The sequence below is a fragment of the uncultured Hymenobacter sp. genome (assembly GCF_964242765.1).
GTDB lineage: Bacteria > Bacteroidota > Bacteroidia > Cytophagales > Hymenobacteraceae > Hymenobacter.
In genome coordinates this window covers 35714-51091 of record NZ_CAXTBM010000046.1, presented here as the reverse complement: position 1 = coordinate 51091, position 15378 = coordinate 35714, and the positions used below count along the sequence as shown (strand labels likewise).

The following is a 15378-nucleotide window of genomic DNA, read 5'->3' as shown; positions in this document are numbered from 1 at the left end:
GCTGCCAGGTGCTCTATTGCCAGTATTAGACCTTGTCTACTTTTTTTATTATTTCGCTCTGGGAATCTCGCTGTTCCTCTACCGTAACCTACGATGGAAGTAAATAATCCGGAAAAACAATTTTCAGCTAAAGCCAAGCACGACTTCAAATTAATTCGGGCCGCCGTCGAAAACGGTGATGAAAAAGCGTATGCTGAATTAATGCAGATTTACAAGAAGCCGGTTTATCATGTGGTGCTGAAAATGGTGCGCAACCCCGATGACGCCGAAGATCTTACTATTGAAGCCTTCGCTAAAGCGTTCCGCAACCTGCACAAATTCAACCCGGAGTTTGCCTTTAGCACGTGGCTGTTTCGCATTGCTACCAACAACTGCATCGACTTTATTCGCAAGAATAAAATCAAGACGATGTCGATTGACTCGGCCATCAAAATCGACAACGGCGACGAAATTACCATCGACTTCCGCGACCAGAACCTGAACCCGCAGGAGTCGACCATCAAAAATCAAAAAATTGAAATTATGCAGCACGTCGTCTCGCGGCTGCCCGATAAGTACCAGCGTCTCGTCACGCTCCGTTACTTCGATGAGCTGAGTTACGAGGAAATAGCTCAGGAGCTAAAAGCCCCCCTCGGCACCGTGAAGGCCCAACTGCACCGCGCCCGCGAGTTGCTCTATGACATGGTGAAGAACAAGAAAGAAATCATATAGTGAAAGCCCCGCCATCAAGCGGGGCTTTTTTATGCGCAACAGAATTGCCAACTCAAGCAGCCTTGGCAAAGAGCCTATCCAATCAGGTAAAAACCTTGTCCTTCCGACGCAGAAGGAATCTGGGTGAAATATGTTGATCAAGCCAAACCAGATTCCCCTGCGTTGGAATAACAACCCTCTATTCGGATACCCTCTCAGTGAGCACCTAGTCAAGGCCACTATCTTTGCCGGCACGATGGATATTATCACCCGCTACTTCCCGCACCTTACCGACCACCAGCGTCAGTTGTTTCAGCAACTCGATACCGAGTTTCGCAGCTGGAACGAGCGCCTCAATCTTGTGGCCCGCACCGATGTCGGCAACTTGGCGGAGCGTCATTTTCTGCATTCCCTGGGCATTGCCAAAGTGGTGGAGTTTCCGGCCGGAGCGTCGGTGCTGGATGTGGGTACCGGTGGCGGACTACCGGGCCTGCCACTAGCTATTCTTTTCCCGGAAGTGAAGTTTCACCTCGTAGATAGCATTGGTAAGAAAATTCATGCCGTGCAGGAAATGGCCCGTGACTTGGGTTTAACCAACGTAACCGCCGAGCAGATCCGCGCCGAGCAGCTGCGCACCAAATACGACTACATTGTGAGTCGTGCCGTTGCTCGCCTCGCCACCTTCCACACCTGGGTTGCTTTCCGCTACAAGGCTGGCGGCAATGCTACCAATGGGTTGTACTACTTGAAAGGTGGCGACTTGACAGAGGAAATACAAGAATCCGGCCTTGTCGCCAAGGTCTATGACCTGAATGATTTCTACGAAGAAGAATTTTTCGAAACCAAAAAGGTCGTGTTTGTGCCTGTAAGCCAGTAGGGTCACGCTGGCACTTTAGCCGTCAGAAACTCCACGGCGCGGCGCTCCGAATAATATTCACCATCAGGCGAACCTTCGCCAAACCCAACGTGGCCGCCTTCCTGCGGGGTTTCCAGGAACACAAACTCGCTGCGTGCGGCTAAGTCACGAGGAAAGCAGGAGGGAGGCAGAAACGGGTCGTTCTGGGCGTTGACGAGCAGAGTAGGAATGCGGATGTTGCTGAGGTAGCGGCCGGAGCTAGCGTGCTCGTAGTAATCTTCCGCCGACTTGAAGCCGTGCATGGGGGCCGTAAACCGGGCGTCGAACTGCGGAAAGTCGATAAGCTCGTCGAGGCCGTTGATATCCACTTGGTCGGGTAGGAGCACAGCTTTCTCGCGCATCTTCTTCCGCAACGACTTAAGGAAGCGGTTAAGGTAGATTCGGTTTTCTAGGCGCCCAATTTGTAGCGAGCTGGACTTTAAATCGGTGGGAACCGAGAAAACAGCGGCACGCTGTATTTCCTGGGGTACCCGTTCGGGCTTTTCGCCCAGATATTTCAAGGTCACGTTGCCGCCGGCCGAGAAGCCGGTGAGGTACACGCGGCGGTAACGAGTCGAGCCCAGCGCATAGCGCACCACAAAATCCAGGTCGTCGGTATCGCCAAGATGGTAGGAGCGGAGCAAGCGGTTCATTTCTCCGCTACAGCTGCGGTAGTTCCAGGCTAAGGCATCGAACCCGGCCTTATTGAGGGCGCGCACCATACCGCGTACGTACGGCCGCCCTGCATCACCCTCCAACCCGTGCGACACGATGCACAGCGTATCAATAGTTCGGTCGCTGATGCGCGACCAATCCAGGTCCAGAAAGTCACCATCTTCGGTTTCCACCCGTTCCCGCTCGTAGTGCACTTCCGGCACGGTACGCAGCAGACTAGGAACAATAGTTTGTAGATGGCCATTGAAAAGATAGAATGGCGGCTGATAGCGAGAGTGTGCAATAAGAGGCATAGGGAAGGTAAGTTAGCAGAGCAGGGAAGGCTTGTTAAGTAGTGAAATATAAACAAAAACTGTATGCATGCATACAGTTTCAAGGCAGTAAAATGTGTTTTAGATATGAACTTAGAACTGTTGAAAAAACCGAAAAGTTACCGGTTGGCTACAATTCAACTTAGCAGCAACGAGCAATCGAAACTATGTTTTGAATTCAGTTGTCAGCTTAACTAAAGCCGCTAGCTTCAAGCAAGTGTTTGCTATTTCCAACCAAAACCTTACCTTTGCCAACCCAATTGAACTGAACTCGAGCAGAAGACCTTTTTAACTCATGGCAAATCATAAGTCGGCCCTTAAGCGCATCCGTTCCAACGAAGCTAAGCGCGTGCTGAACCGTTACCAGGCAAAATCTACCCGCACCGCCATCAAGAAGCTGCGTGCAACCACCGACGCTACGGCCGCACAAGAGCTGCTGAGCAAAGTATCGTCGATGCTGGACCGTCTGGCCAAAAAGAACATCATCCACAAGAACAAAGCCGCCAACAACAAGTCGAAGCTGGCTAAGTTCGTGAAGTCGCTGGCTGCCTAAGCGGCAAAAGCTACTTTCTGCTCTTTCATACAGGAAAGGCCCCGCGCGCAAGTGCGGGGCCTTTTCGCGTTTGCTCGGATACTATTGTTTATTTTCTATCTTATCATCCTCTTATTCCTGATTGTCTATTCTATGAAATATCTGTACCGTTTGCTATTTATATGTGTTGGCTTAAACTGGCTACCATCTCAAGCGCAAAGCTGGCGTCCCTTCCGTCCTAATGGCGATGTGCACGCCTTTCGCGGCGCTTCCACCGACACCATTCTGACCTTACGGCTGGACTCAGCTGGTACGCAAGGTGCCGATTCAGTGTACTATTTCAACCGCACTATGCGGCGTACGAATGGTATTGCTTGGCAAAAATCGCGGAACAATCAGTTTGGCAAGCTGATGCGCTATAACGCGGCGCAACGAACCTACACGCTGTTTTGGGATGGTGGCCCCACGCCAATTCTCACGTTGGATCTGGCACTGGTGCTAAAGCCGTTTGCGCGGATTGGAGATACCTGGACGAGTGCTTGTACTGATGTAGGTTACCGCACTACGCTAGTGGCGCGTGGCACTGCCATGGTGGATGGTATGCTGGATTCGGTGGCTACGTTTCAACTCGGCAACGCACCTGCTAACGTGCAAGTGGTACTAAGCAAGAATTTCGGTTTGGTGTCAGCGCCGGCTGATCTGCGATTCTGTAGTGGGCGGCCGCGTATGCTTACGCTAGCCCGCCGTCCTGCTCCCGCCGGCTTGAGCTACTATAACCCTTTGACGCTGCTAGATCTACAGCCCGGCGACGAGGTAGGCTACTACCAAGAACCAACCGCATTCAGCACATTTCCGTGTTACACGGGCTGGCTGTTGCAGCGCGTGCTCAGCCGGCGGGTCACGGCAGACAGCGTTGTATACACGGTTCAGCAGCAAAGCCAAACCACGTACAGCAACGCTCCTAGTTGTCCCGGTACAGGGAGCTTCATCACGCCCATCGCCACAATTCGGACGGCTGCCTCTCGGCGTACCGGCCGCTGGATTCGTAGCAGCGGCGTGAATTCGGTTGCGCTGCCCCTCGGTGCCGACTTGTTGGCTTACGAATACCGGGCGGAGACAACGCCGCAAAATACCTTGCTAATGGGGCACGCCGTGGTAGCAAATCGAGCTGGAAATACATGCGGCGGGTCGGCGTTCCTGCGTCAGGAAAGGCTTTACCGATCTGGTAGCAGCTCATCTTACATGTACTCTCCCGGGATAGATGCGCTAGGGTGGCAGCAATTGCTGGGAGTGAACGTAGGCGTTATTGCGCAGTACGAGTACAACCTCGTGTATGTCCGGCGGACTGTGAACGGCACCGTGCAAACCTGCGGCAACCGCGCCAACTTTGCACTGCTGCTGCCAACCAAGACTGCGCAACGGGCAGCAGCAGTGCAGTTGTATCCAAACCCGGCTACGGCCACCGTTACGCTCACGCTGCCGGTTCCGGCTCGCACCAGGGTTGATGTGCAACTCCTTGATGCGCTGGGTTGTGTAGTTCAGAGCCAGCAGCTACAGGTTGGCCAAACAACCATAGAGTTGCCACTGCTAGGTTTAACTGCCGGCATGTATTTGGTGAAAGTGCAGGCTCTTGGCGCAGCACCCCAGCATCTGCGGCTGCAACACGGAGAATGATAGTCTCAATTCTGAAAATGGAAAGGCCCGTCTGACTTATCAGGCGGGCCTTTTTTAAACAGCTTGTGCTCCTGGGGGGTGAAGTGTAAGCCTCGGCTTTACGCTACGCTTACCTTTACCATATTGGCTTTGCCTTTCTCGTTGATAGGCATAGAGGCAGTATTGATGAACACGTCACCTTTCTGGAGGTGACCCATGGTAGTCAGCACGTATTTAATGTCCAGCACCGTATTGTCGGTGCTTACCATCCGGTCGTAGTAGAAACCACGCACGCCCCACACCAAGCTAAGGGTAGTAAGTAGGGGGCGGTTGTCGGTGAACACGAAGATGTTGGCTTTGGGGCGGTACTTCGCAATCTGGAAGGCCGTATAGCCGCGGTGCGTCATGGCCGTAATGGCCTTGGCGCCCGTGTTCTTGGCCAAGTGGCAAGCCGCTGACAGCAAGCTGTCCACCATAAAGCTGGGCGCGGTTGGGTCGATGGGGAACCAGTGGTTGTACAGGCTCGACATGCGGCTCTCCACGCTGGCAACGGTGCCTACCATCGAGCGGATTACTTCGGCCGGATACTGGCCTACGGCAGTTTCGGCGGAGAGCATCAGCGCATCAGCGCCGTCCATTACAGCATTGGCCACGTCGGAGGTTTCGGCCCGAGTCGGGCGGGGGGCCGAAATCATGCTTTCCATCATCTGGGTGGCCACAATAACCGGCTTGCCCGCTTTGTTGCACTTCTCCACTATCATCTTTTGCGCCATCGGCACCTCTTCCATCTTCACCTCCACGCCGAGGTCGCCGCGGGCTACCATCACGGCATCGGTAATGGCAATGATTTCGTCGAGGTTCTTGAGGCCTTCGGGCGTCTCGATTTTAGCAATTACGCGGGTTGATTTTCCGCCTTCCGCAATCAAGCTCTTGATAAAGCGGATGTCTTCGGCACGGCGGGCAAACGACAGCGCAATCCAGTCCACGTCGTGTTCCAGCCCAAATTTCAAGTCTTCGATGTCTTTCTCGGTCATGGAAGGAGCTGATACATCGGAGTCGGGGAGGTTGATGCCTTTGCGAGGCTTCACTAGGCCGCCGTACACCACTTCCACGTCCACTTCAGTTTCGCGGTCGGTAGCTAGCACTTTCAACTCAATCTTGCCGTCATCAAGCAAAATCATGTCGCCGGCCTTCACGTCGCGGGCCAAACCCATGTAGATAGTGCTCAGGCGGGTAGCCGTGCTGATTTCCTTCTCGCCGCATACCAGCTTGATTTTGTCGCCGCGCGTAATTTCAACGCCGCCGCCTTCAACATCGCCCAACCGAATTTTGGGGCCTTGCAAGTCTTGCAGCAAGCCCACATTGGTGCGCAAATCCTTATTCAGGCGCCGTACCGTGTTGATTACCGAAAGGTGGTCTTCGTGGGAGCCGTGCGAAAAATTGAGCCGAAATACATCCACTCCTTCACGGATGAGCATGGCCAGCCGTTCGTAGGTGTTGGAGGCCGGACCGACGGTGGCCACAATTTTGGTTTTATTGAACTGAACACGTGTTTCCATGGGCAAGTAGCGCCAAGCTCCAGCTTGGTGAGTTGTTGAACGGTGAGTGAAGTGGAAGATCAGCTCGGTGAGCTGACCGTTCGCCAAGCTGGAGCTTGGCGCTACAATCCTCAAAAGAGCAGATTTTCTTTAAACTTCAGGCTATTGGGGTCGAATTGACATACGTACTGCACCACGGGCAGGGTGGCAAGTTCCGTTACTAGGGTTTCGGGCGCCAGCATGCCGGTGCCGTTACTAACTTGAATCAAGTAATCGTATTCCTTGATATCGGGCGCTAAGAACGGCTTTTTCAGGGCCGACGGGTCCTGGGAACGGTTGCGTAATAGCCGCAGCGTGAAGTGTTCGGTGGCGTGCAAGTAGTTGCTGATAACAAGCCGACCTTGACTGAACAAGTCGTAAATCAGGTCTTGCTGTTTCACCAAGCGCAGGCGTAGCAACTGGTTGAGTTGCCACGCTAGGGTATGTTCACGGCTCGACGAAACGACCCCAAACAAGTCGAAGTTGCACTCGTATTCTACGTCCAGGGTGAGCGTTTTCATGGGCAGGTACGGAAGCCGGAGCAAGCAAAATTACACACCTAGCCCTCGAAATGAACTGCTCAGGTCAGAATCTTGTACCGACAAGATTAGGGAGTCGATGTTTGAAAATGTTAGGGAAGATGGTGTTATTTGTGGCGAGTTTTCTCTAAACCCCCACGGAAATGTCTGAAATTGCAGAAAAAGTAAAAGCCATCATCATCGATAAACTAGGCGTAGAAGCATCTGAGGTTACTCCCGAGGCAAGCTTCACCAACGACCTAGGTGCCGACTCGCTCGACACAGTAGAGCTGATTATGGAGTTTGAAAAAGAATTCAACGTGTCCATTCCCGACGACCAAGCCGAAAACATCGGTACCGTGGGTCAGGCTATCAGCTACCTCGAGGAACACGCCAAATAAGTGGATAGTATTAAGTAATTGGTATACAGTAAGGAGACCTTCCAGCCTTTTTAGGTACATCTCACTGCTCGCTACTTACTGCCAACTACTCGTTTTCTAGCGGCTTTCGCGCATTCGGTCGGCCTGCCGCCGGCCGTTTTGCTTTTCCACTTTTTCGTAATCTCTGCCTATTCCTATGGCTTCTCGGAGAGTTGTCGTTACGGGGTTGGGTGCCATCACGCCACTTGGTAGCACCGTCCCAACATATTGGGACGGCCTGCGCCAAGGCATGAGTGGTGCCGCGCCCATCACCCGCTTCGACGCCAGCAAGTTCAAAACTCGCTTCGCCTGCGAAGTGAAGGAGTACAATCCTGATAATTACTTCGACCGCAAAGAAGGTCGGAAAATGGATCTGTTTACGCAGTTTGCCGTCATTGCCAGCGACGAGGCCATCCTCGATGCTGGTTTGGCGACAGGTGTAAACAAAGACCGGGTAGGGGTTATTTGGGGTTCCGGCATTGGGGGGTTGCAAACGTTCCAGAACGAGTGCTTCAGCTTTGCCAAGGGCGACGGAACCCCACGCTACAACCCGTTCTTCATTCCGAAAATGATTGCCGACAGCTCGTCGGGTAATATTTCGATTAAGAACGGCTTCCGTGGCCCCAACTTCGTGACTACTTCGGCCTGTGCTTCTTCCTCGGACGCCATCGTGGCTGCTTACAACTATATCCGCCTTGGTATGGCCGATGTGGTGGTAACTGGCGGTTCGGAAGCGGCTATCACCGAGGCCGGCGTGGGCGGTTTCAACGCCCTTAAGGCCATGAGCGAGCGGAATGACGATGCGCCTTCGGCTTCGCGGCCTTACGACAAGGAGCGGGACGGCTTCGTGCTCGGCGAAGGTTCGGGGGCGCTGGTAATCGAAGACTACGAGCATGCCCAAGCCCGCGGCGCGAAAATCTACGCTGAAATCATCGGGGGCGGCCTTTCTTCGGATGCGTACCACATCACGGCTCCTGACCCTACGGGTGAAGGAGTGGTGCTGGTCATGCAGAATGCGTTGCGCGATGCTGGTATCCAGCCCGAGGAAGTGGATTACATCAACACCCACGGCACGAGCACGCCACTCGGCGACGGCGCCGAGGTGAAGGCCATCCAGAAGGTATTCGGAGAACACGCCTATAACCTCAACATCAGCTCCACCAAGAGCATGACAGGCCACTTGCTGGGCGGCGCAGGCGGAATTGAGGCGGTAGCTAGTATTCTGGCTATTCAGCACGGTATTATACCGCCCACTATCAACCATTTCACCGACGACCCGGAACTGGATGCGCGGTTGAACTTCACATTCAACGAGGCGCAGACCCGTGAGGTGAATGTGGCCATTAGCAATACGTTTGGTTTCGGCGGGCACAACACGTCAGTGGTGTTTCGCAAGTTTCAGGCATAATGGCGCGCCTGCCCTTATTCGGCTTTTTTCGGCGAATGCTGGGCCAGGACCAAGCCTTCCTGCAAGCTATTGCTACGGTAACGGGCCGCACGCCTTCCAACGTGCGGCTTTATCGTTTGGCATTCACCCACTCGTCGGTGGTGCGGCAGCAGGGCGAGCAGGGACGGCAGCAAAGCAACGAGCGACTGGAGTTTCTCGGCGACGCGGTGCTCGGCACCGTGGTAGCCGAGTACCTGTTTCGCAAGTTTCCGTACGAGCAAGAAGGCTTCCTGACAGAGATGCGCAGCCGCATTGTGAACCGGGAGAGCCTTAACTCTCTGGCTCTGAAATTGGGTCTTGATAAGCTCGTTCAACTTGATCCGGGCCAGGGCCGGGCCGCTCGCTCTCGTTCTGTAAATGGCAACGCCCTCGAGGCGTTGGTAGGTGCTGTGTACCTCGACCAGGGCTACAAAGCGGCCCGTAAGTTTGTGCTAGGGCGCATCGTGAAGCCGTACGTGGACGTCAAGTCCATGACGCAAACCACCACCAACTTCAAGAGTAAGCTCATCGAATGGGCGCAGCGCAACGGCAAAATACTCCGTTACGAATTGAACGGAGAACCCCGGCCAGGGGGCGTAATGGAGTTTTCGGCCACTGTGCTACTGGATGAAGAAGCAATAGCTACGGGCATGGGCCTGAGCAAGAAACAGGCAGAACAGCTGGCCGCTGAACGAGCCTTGGAGGTGCTGGGCGTGTAAAAAACACGAGGTGTCCTTTTGCGGGTTAAAAGCAGAATAACACCTTAACCCATAGAGGGCGCAGAGGCAGATGGCAACCCAAAGCCGGGAAATAGAGTTGTTTTGTAGAATCAACTTTCTCCTTGACTTATGCGAATTGCTGGCGCTGCCCTCAACCAGATACCATTTGACTGGACCCATAATCTGCGGGTGATCCGCGAGGCTATCGAGCAGGCCAAAGCCGCCGGGGTGGAACTGCTCTGTCTGCCGGAGCTGTGCCTGACGGGCTACGGCTGCGAGGACCTGTTTTTGAGTGACTGGCTGCCGGAGCAGGCACTAGTCCACTTACAGCAGGTGCGGCCCTGGACCGAAGGTATCTGCGTGGTAGTGGGCTTGCCGGTGCGCCTACAGCACCGCACCTATAACACGGCCGCTGTCTTGCGCGACGGGCAGATTCTGGGCTTTGCCGCCAAGCAATTCCTCGCCAACGACGGCGTGCACTACGAACCGCGTTTTTTCTATCCGTGGCCGGCTGGTGAAACTACTACCGTAACCTGGGAAGGGGAGGAGTGGACCTTGGGCGACATGATTTTCGAGCACCAAGGCGTGAAGTTTGGGTTTGAAATCTGTGAGGATGCGTGGCGACCCGACAATGTGCGGCCTGCCTGCCGGCTGCAAGGGCGAGTGGATCTAATTGTGAATCCGTCGGCCTCGCATTTTGCCATGAGCAAGACCGACTTGCGCTACCAACTGGTACTGCGCGCCTCGCGCAACTTCAATTGCACCTACCTCTACGCCAACCTGCTTGGCAACGAAGCGGGTCGCATCACTTACGACGGTGAGATTCTGGTAGCGCGCAACGGGCATCTGCTACTGCGCAATCAGCTCATGAGCTTCAAGGAAGTGGACATGGAATGCGTGGACGTTGATTTCGCAGCGCCGCTCGAGCCAGTTTCGCTTGAAGCCATAGACCCGCTGCCTGCTCCTGACGAATACCGAGAACTGAACCAAGCGCTAAGTTTGGCGCTGTTCGACTACATGCGCAAGGCGCGTAGCCGGGGCTTCGTGCTGAGCTTGAGCGGCGGGGCCGACTCCTGCTTGTGCGCCGTGTCGGTGGCCGAAATGGTGCGACTGGGCACTACGGAACTTGGTACGGCCGAATTCATGCGGCGCAGCGGCTGCTTTACCACCGAGGAAATCGAAGATATAGCCGGTCCGGTGGCACCAGCGCCCGACCAGGACATGCCCGGTCCGAAAGATGCTTCGTTGACCGACCCCGACCAGCAGCAGAAAAAAATAAATCAACAACTCACTCGTCGTCTGCTCACCTGCGCTTACCAAGGCACCGTCAATTCTTCCGACGATACGTTCAACTCGGCAAAGGAACTGGCGGACTCTATTGGGGCAGTGTTTCACAACTGGGAAATCGACCAGGAGGTGACGGGGTACGTGGGCAAGATCGAGCATGCGCTAAACCGGGAGCTGAGTTGGAAAACCGATGACCTAGCCCTGCAAAACATTCAGGCGCGGGTGCGGGCCCCAGCTATCTGGCTGCTGGCTAACGTGCAGAACTGCTTACTCATCACCACCTCCAACCGCTCGGAAGCTTCTGTAGGCTATTGCACCATGGACGGCGACACGGCCGGCAGCATTTCGCCTATTGGCGGCGTCGACAAAGATTTTGTGAAAAAGTGGCTGGTGTGGGCCCAAACGGAACTAGGCTACGCAGCCTTGAGCCACGTCAACAACCTGCAACCTACCGCCGAACTGCGTCCTCTCGAAGAAAAGCAAACCGACGAGCGGGACCTGATGCCCTACGTGCTACTCAACCGCATTGAGCGGCTGGCTTTTTATAATCGGCTCAGTCCGCAACAGGTGCTGGCTACGCTGGTGCAAGAAGAGCCGGCCACGGACCCCGAGCAATTGAAAACCTACGTGAAGCGTTTCTACAGTCTCTGGAGCCGCAATCAGTGGAAGCGCGAGCGGTACGCCCCCAGCTTTCACCTCGACGATTACAACGTGGACCCTCGTTCCTGGCTGCGTTTCCCTATCCTGAGCGGCGGCTACACCGAAGAGTTGAATGCCTTGTAGGTGTCTGGCGGATTATGGCTGAGCTTCAGCAAGAAGCATATTGTTGGGTTTGTGAAATATTGCTTTGTAAGTCATGCTCTTATAAAAAATGTGAAGGGTGGGCGCAAGTTTTATGCGCTAACTTGGCCTAAGTAGATGTAGCCTCAGTAGTCACGGAAAAAGCCGGGCCCTAAGTAGGTGTCATTTCTAGTCTTCAGTTCTCTCTTCACTGGTGTACACCCTTCCGCTACCTGCCGCTCACGGCGTTCTGCCTCCTGCGCAATGCTCGGCTCTTTCCGCTGATGCCGAGTTGATAGCGCAATTACAGCAGGGCAGTGAGGTAGCGTTTCGTACGCTAGTGGAACGATACCAGAACCGTATTTACCGCACGGTACTGGCTCTGCTACGCTCGCCGGAAGAAGCAGAAGACGTGGCGCAGGAAGTCTTTGTGGAAGTCTATCAAACAATTGGCCGGTTTCGGGGTGAGGCCGCGCTGAGCACTTGGCTCTATCGGTTGGCTACTTCGCGGGCCCTGAAACACCGGCAGCGGGCTCGAGCCCAAAAGCGCTTTGCCTATTTCACCAGTCTGCTGGGCTTTGACAACCAGGTGTTGCACGAGTCGACGGACCATGCGCACCCGCAGGCGCAAATGGAAGGGCAGCAGCAGTTGGCGCTTTTACTGGCGCACATTGCCCGATTACCCGACCAGCAGCAGGTGGCTTTTACACTGCGCCACGAGCAGGAACTGAGCTACGAGGAAATAGCAGCTGTTCTCAAAACCACTGTGCCTGCCGTAGAATCCCTGTTGTTTCGCGCCCGCAAAACTCTTCGCAACCATCTTATTCTTCCTCTGCGCCATGCCTGATTCTGCCACTCGTCCCACTGCCGATGAAGAATGGGAAAACCTGCTGCGCCAGTGGCGTACCCAGCAAAATGCTCAACCCCGCCCGTTCTTTTACAGTCGGGTACGCGCCCGGCTCGTCGGCGAGGTATCAGTAGAGCGCCAATTGCAGCGCACCCGGCTGCGCTGGCCCGGCTATGCCATCATGCTGGGTATAGTACTGCTACTTAGCGGCGATGGTGCCGTGCTGCGCTCAGTTGAGCCTGCCAGCCATCATCAACTCTATCCTAGCGGCCGACAAGCATCTTTACCTGGTCGCTGATTGGTTACTGCCAGTACAAACTGCCCCTGCCTGCCCAGTGCTTGAGTGGCGAGCAGTTTGCGAAGTCGTAAGCCGAATGTCTGAGTACCTTTGAGTCCCTTCCATCTTTTCGTAACCATGCTTTCCTTCCTCGCCTACATTACCTGGAATACCGACCCCATTCTGGCCAAACTAGGGCCGCTGACGCTGCGCTGGTACGGGTTGCTGTTCATGTCGGGCTTTGTGTTCGGCACGTTCATTCTCTCGCACATCTATAAGTCGGAGCGGACGTCGCCGCGTTGGGTGGATGTCATTACTATTTACATGCTGGCCGGCACCATTCTGGGTGCGCGGCTGGGGCACGTACTGTTTTATGACCCAGATTATTATCTGACCTCCGAGCACTTCCTGGAGATATTTAAAATCTGGGAAGGCGGACTGGCTAGCCACGGCGCCACGCTGGGGATCTTGCTGGCCTGCTGGCTCTTTGCCCGCAACAACAAGTTCGACTACCTCTGGGTGCTCGACCGCATTGTGATTGTGGTAGCGTTGGGCGGAGCCATGATTCGTTTGGGTAACCTAATGAATTCCGAGATTGTAGGCGAGCCAACAGATAAACCTTGGGCCTTTGTTTTTGTGCGCGACGCCGACCATCTACAGCCGGTTACGCGGCCCTTACCGCCAGGAGCGATACAAATAGCGGCGCAGCCTGTTGTGCGTACCGATGGCAGCCAAACCTACCGGCTGCTGCCCGAAGGTACCCCCATTGCCCCCGACTCGCCGATGGCCGTGCCGCGCCACCCTACGCAGATTTACGAATCGGCGTTTTGTATCTTCTTGCTCGTGCTGCTATATGGCATGTGGAACCGAACCAAGGACCGAACGCCGCGCGGGTTACTGTTTGGGCTCTTCGTGGTATTGTTGTTCACCCAACGATTCCTGGGCGAATTCTTGAAGGAAAACCAGGAAGTTTTCGAGGATAAGCTACCGCTGAACATGGGCCAGATTCTGAGCTTGCCGCTGATTCTAGTAGGCTTGTGGGTATTGTGGCGCGCCGGCAAAGACCCTAAAAATCCGTACGGCTATGCTCCTCGGGATTTAAACGAAGAAGAAGCCAACAACAAAAAGGCCATCAAAGCCTAGTATTTTAGCCTTTGCCTCCCTTGGAGAGGTCTATGAAAGATGATCTAGGCCACAAAGAAAAGCCACCCCTTGCTGAGCAAGAGGTGGCTTTTCTTTGTGGTACCCGGCTTTAGGGCTGCAACTGGTAGCGGTAGAGCGAGCCCTGTTCGGTGCTGATAAGCAGGGTGCCATTGTCGAGAAACAGAATACCCTCGGTTTGGCCTGAGCCCTTGAGAGAAACGGTTTTGGGCGTAGCTTTTAGCGCGCTTTCCAAGTTGTCGCCATCGTAAAGATATAGTTCCTGCTGGCCCACCAAGGCCAAATGACGGCCATCGGGGCTTAAGTCGGCACCGGTTACTTCGCCGGCAACGGGGAGTTTAGCAAGCAACTGCGCCGTTTGGGAGCCCGGCTGATCGGATAAGGTGTAAACTTTGCTGGTGCTTCGCTGGGCGCGGTCTTTTGTGAACAAATAGATCTTACCAGCGTGCCAAAGCGAAGCCTCGCAGTCGAAGTTACGTTCCTCTTTGGCCGGGGGGAAAGCTTTTTGGTCGGCGTAGCGAAAGCTAATTTTACCGATTTTATCGGGTTGATCAGGATTGACGCGGTAGATGGCCAGGTCTTGGCGCGAGTTGTTGTTGTTGCCCGTATCAGTGACATAAATAGTGCCTTTGCCATCATCGGCGAGGCTTTCCCAATCGACGTTTGGTACCGGTAGCTCACGCTGACCGAGCAACTCGCCTTTCTCGTTGATGAGGTAAAGTACCGGCGTTGTGCCCGCGTCGCCGTGGGTGAAGAACGTGCCCGGCCGGATGCCGTGCGCAAGCCCCGAGCTTTCGGGTACGCCGCCTTGCAACTCGCCCACTGCTTGCAGGCCCGTCGCTATTTCTTTGTCGCCTTTCTTGTTCTTCTTGCCTTTCTTCTTTTCGGATTTGGGCGACTCGCCCGACTCGTTGGCAGTGTCACTTTGGGCTTGAGAACAAGCCGAACCTAGTAAAGTAACGAGGCTTAGGGCAAGCAGAGATATCCTGGACATCAAGTAAATGTGGAAAACAAAAGTGGAAATATTGCTGAAACTAACGCTCCAACAATAACAGTGCAGCCTACTACGTAAAACAGAAAGTAAATGGCTAGTTCAACAGTGGATTGCTACTGCGCAGAGGTGGAACAAGGAAGGCTGTTCCTGTGTAAAACAAATGCATTGACCCCGCAGGCCCTTGCCAACTACCACATGGCGAGAGCTTGTTGATTCGGAAGGTTAAGCTCAATCAATAAAAGCCGCGTTGTCTGATTCCTTCGTGTAGTTGCCTCAGTGTTGTGCCACTCTACCGCTAAGGAACTGGGTCGTAGCCGTGGCCACCCCAGGGATGACAGCGGCTCATACGGCGTACGGCTAGCTGGCCGCCGCGCCACGGCCCATATTTTTGAATGGCCTGAACGGCATAAGCAGAGCAAGTAGGCGTGTAGCGGCAGCTAGCCGGGGTAAGCGGCGAAATCAAGTAGCGGTACACCCACAACAGCCCTAACAGCACTTGACGAACTAAGTACGACATAGCAACAAAGAACTACAAAGGGCACGAAAAAATTGCGGCAGGCAAGCCAGAGAAAACCTGGAGACCTATCCGCAACCGAGGGTAGCAAACGCCTGCGCGT

Annotated in this window: 16 protein-coding genes; 11 read left to right on the top strand and 5 right to left on the bottom strand. The window is 54.5% G+C overall.

Translation table 11 applies throughout. From position 1 onward, the window contains the following. The first annotated feature begins 93 nt into the window (after positions 1–93). The gene (locus ACFE7X_RS17865; RefSeq protein WP_375437049.1) at positions 94–711 is read left to right on the top strand and encodes an RNA polymerase sigma factor; all 618 of its coding nucleotides are present in this window, start codon (positions 94–96) and stop codon (positions 709–711) included. 235 nt (positions 712–946) lie between these two features. Further along, the gene (gene rsmG / locus ACFE7X_RS17860; RefSeq protein WP_375437048.1) at positions 947–1567 is read left to right on the top strand and encodes a 16S rRNA (guanine(527)-N(7))-methyltransferase RsmG; all 621 of its coding nucleotides are present in this window, start codon (positions 947–949) and stop codon (positions 1565–1567) included. 2 nt (positions 1568–1569) lie between these two features. On the opposite strand, the gene ACFE7X_RS17855 is transcribed toward rsmG, so the two are convergent. Next, entirely contained in the window at positions 1570–2553 is a 984-nt protein-coding gene (locus ACFE7X_RS17855) for a YheT family hydrolase (protein ID WP_375437047.1), read from the bottom strand. 313 nt (positions 2554–2866) lie between these two features. Between ACFE7X_RS17855 and rpsT the strand changes: the two genes are divergently transcribed. Continuing rightward, positions 2867–3124 carry a 30S ribosomal protein S20 gene (rpsT, locus tag ACFE7X_RS17850; protein WP_245122196.1) on the top strand — a complete coding sequence of 86 codons (258 nt, stop codon included), beginning with the start codon at positions 2867–2869 and terminating at the stop codon, positions 3122–3124. A gap of 132 nt (positions 3125–3256) precedes the next feature. Beyond that, the gene (locus ACFE7X_RS17845) at positions 3257–4777 is read left to right on the top strand and encodes a T9SS type A sorting domain-containing protein (RefSeq protein WP_375437046.1); all 1521 of its coding nucleotides are present in this window, start codon (positions 3257–3259) and stop codon (positions 4775–4777) included. Positions 4778–4875: 98 nt separating this feature from the next. Here ACFE7X_RS17845 and pyk read toward each other — a convergent pair whose 3' ends face one another. Both pyk and ACFE7X_RS17835 read right to left on the bottom strand, forming a co-directional pair. After that, positions 4876–6315 (bottom strand): pyruvate kinase, encoded by a 1440-nt coding sequence (gene pyk, locus ACFE7X_RS17840; protein WP_375437045.1) that lies wholly within the window; start codon positions 6313–6315, stop codon positions 4876–4878. Positions 6316–6425: 110 nt separating this feature from the next. Continuing rightward, positions 6426–6854, bottom strand: coding sequence for an IPExxxVDY family protein (locus ACFE7X_RS17835; protein WP_375437044.1), 429 nt, complete (start codon positions 6852–6854; stop codon positions 6426–6428). A gap of 161 nt (positions 6855–7015) precedes the next feature. On the opposite strand from ACFE7X_RS17835, the gene ACFE7X_RS17830 reads away from it, so the two are divergent. From ACFE7X_RS17830 to lgt, 7 genes are all read left to right on the top strand, one after another. Beyond that, the gene (locus tag ACFE7X_RS17830) at positions 7016–7252 is read left to right on the top strand and encodes an acyl carrier protein (RefSeq protein WP_019948606.1); all 237 of its coding nucleotides are present in this window, start codon (positions 7016–7018) and stop codon (positions 7250–7252) included. A gap of 175 nt (positions 7253–7427) precedes the next feature. Further along, entirely contained in the window at positions 7428–8678 is a 1251-nt protein-coding gene (fabF, locus tag ACFE7X_RS17825; RefSeq protein ID WP_375437043.1) for a beta-ketoacyl-ACP synthase II, read from the top strand. Then, positions 8678–9415: a ribonuclease III gene (rnc, locus tag ACFE7X_RS17820; protein WP_375437042.1), complete on the top strand. Its 738-nt coding sequence runs from the start codon at positions 8678–8680 to the stop codon at positions 9413–9415. The genes fabF and rnc overlap by 1 nt, the downstream gene beginning before the upstream one ends. Positions 9416–9544: 129 nt before the next feature. Then, complete coding sequence (gene nadE / locus ACFE7X_RS17815) at positions 9545–11485, top strand: NAD(+) synthase (RefSeq protein WP_375437041.1); 1941 nt, start codon at positions 9545–9547, stop codon at positions 11483–11485. A gap of 211 nt (positions 11486–11696) precedes the next feature. Further along, on the top strand, positions 11697–12329 hold the full coding sequence (locus ACFE7X_RS17810) for an RNA polymerase sigma factor (protein WP_375437040.1): 633 nt from the start codon (positions 11697–11699) through the stop codon (positions 12327–12329). After that, positions 12322–12627 (top strand): hypothetical protein, encoded by a 306-nt coding sequence (locus ACFE7X_RS17805; protein ID WP_375437039.1) that lies wholly within the window; start codon positions 12322–12324, stop codon positions 12625–12627. Before ACFE7X_RS17810 ends, ACFE7X_RS17805 begins: the two co-directional genes overlap by 8 nt. A 117-nt stretch (positions 12628–12744) precedes the next feature. After that, a complete protein-coding gene (lgt, locus tag ACFE7X_RS17800; protein WP_375437038.1) occupies positions 12745–13749 on the top strand; it encodes a prolipoprotein diacylglyceryl transferase in 1005 nt (334 codons plus the stop codon). 109 nt (positions 13750–13858) lie between these two features. Here lgt and ACFE7X_RS17795 read toward each other — a convergent pair whose 3' ends face one another. Together ACFE7X_RS17795 and yidD are read right to left on the bottom strand one after the other, a co-directional pair. Further along, complete coding sequence (locus ACFE7X_RS17795) at positions 13859–14761, bottom strand: hypothetical protein (protein ID WP_375437037.1); 903 nt, start codon at positions 14759–14761, stop codon at positions 13859–13861. Between the two features lie 295 nt (positions 14762–15056). After that, entirely contained in the window at positions 15057–15278 is a 222-nt protein-coding gene (yidD, locus tag ACFE7X_RS17790; RefSeq protein WP_375437036.1) for a membrane protein insertion efficiency factor YidD, read from the bottom strand. Between the last annotated feature and the right edge of the window lie 100 nt (positions 15279–15378).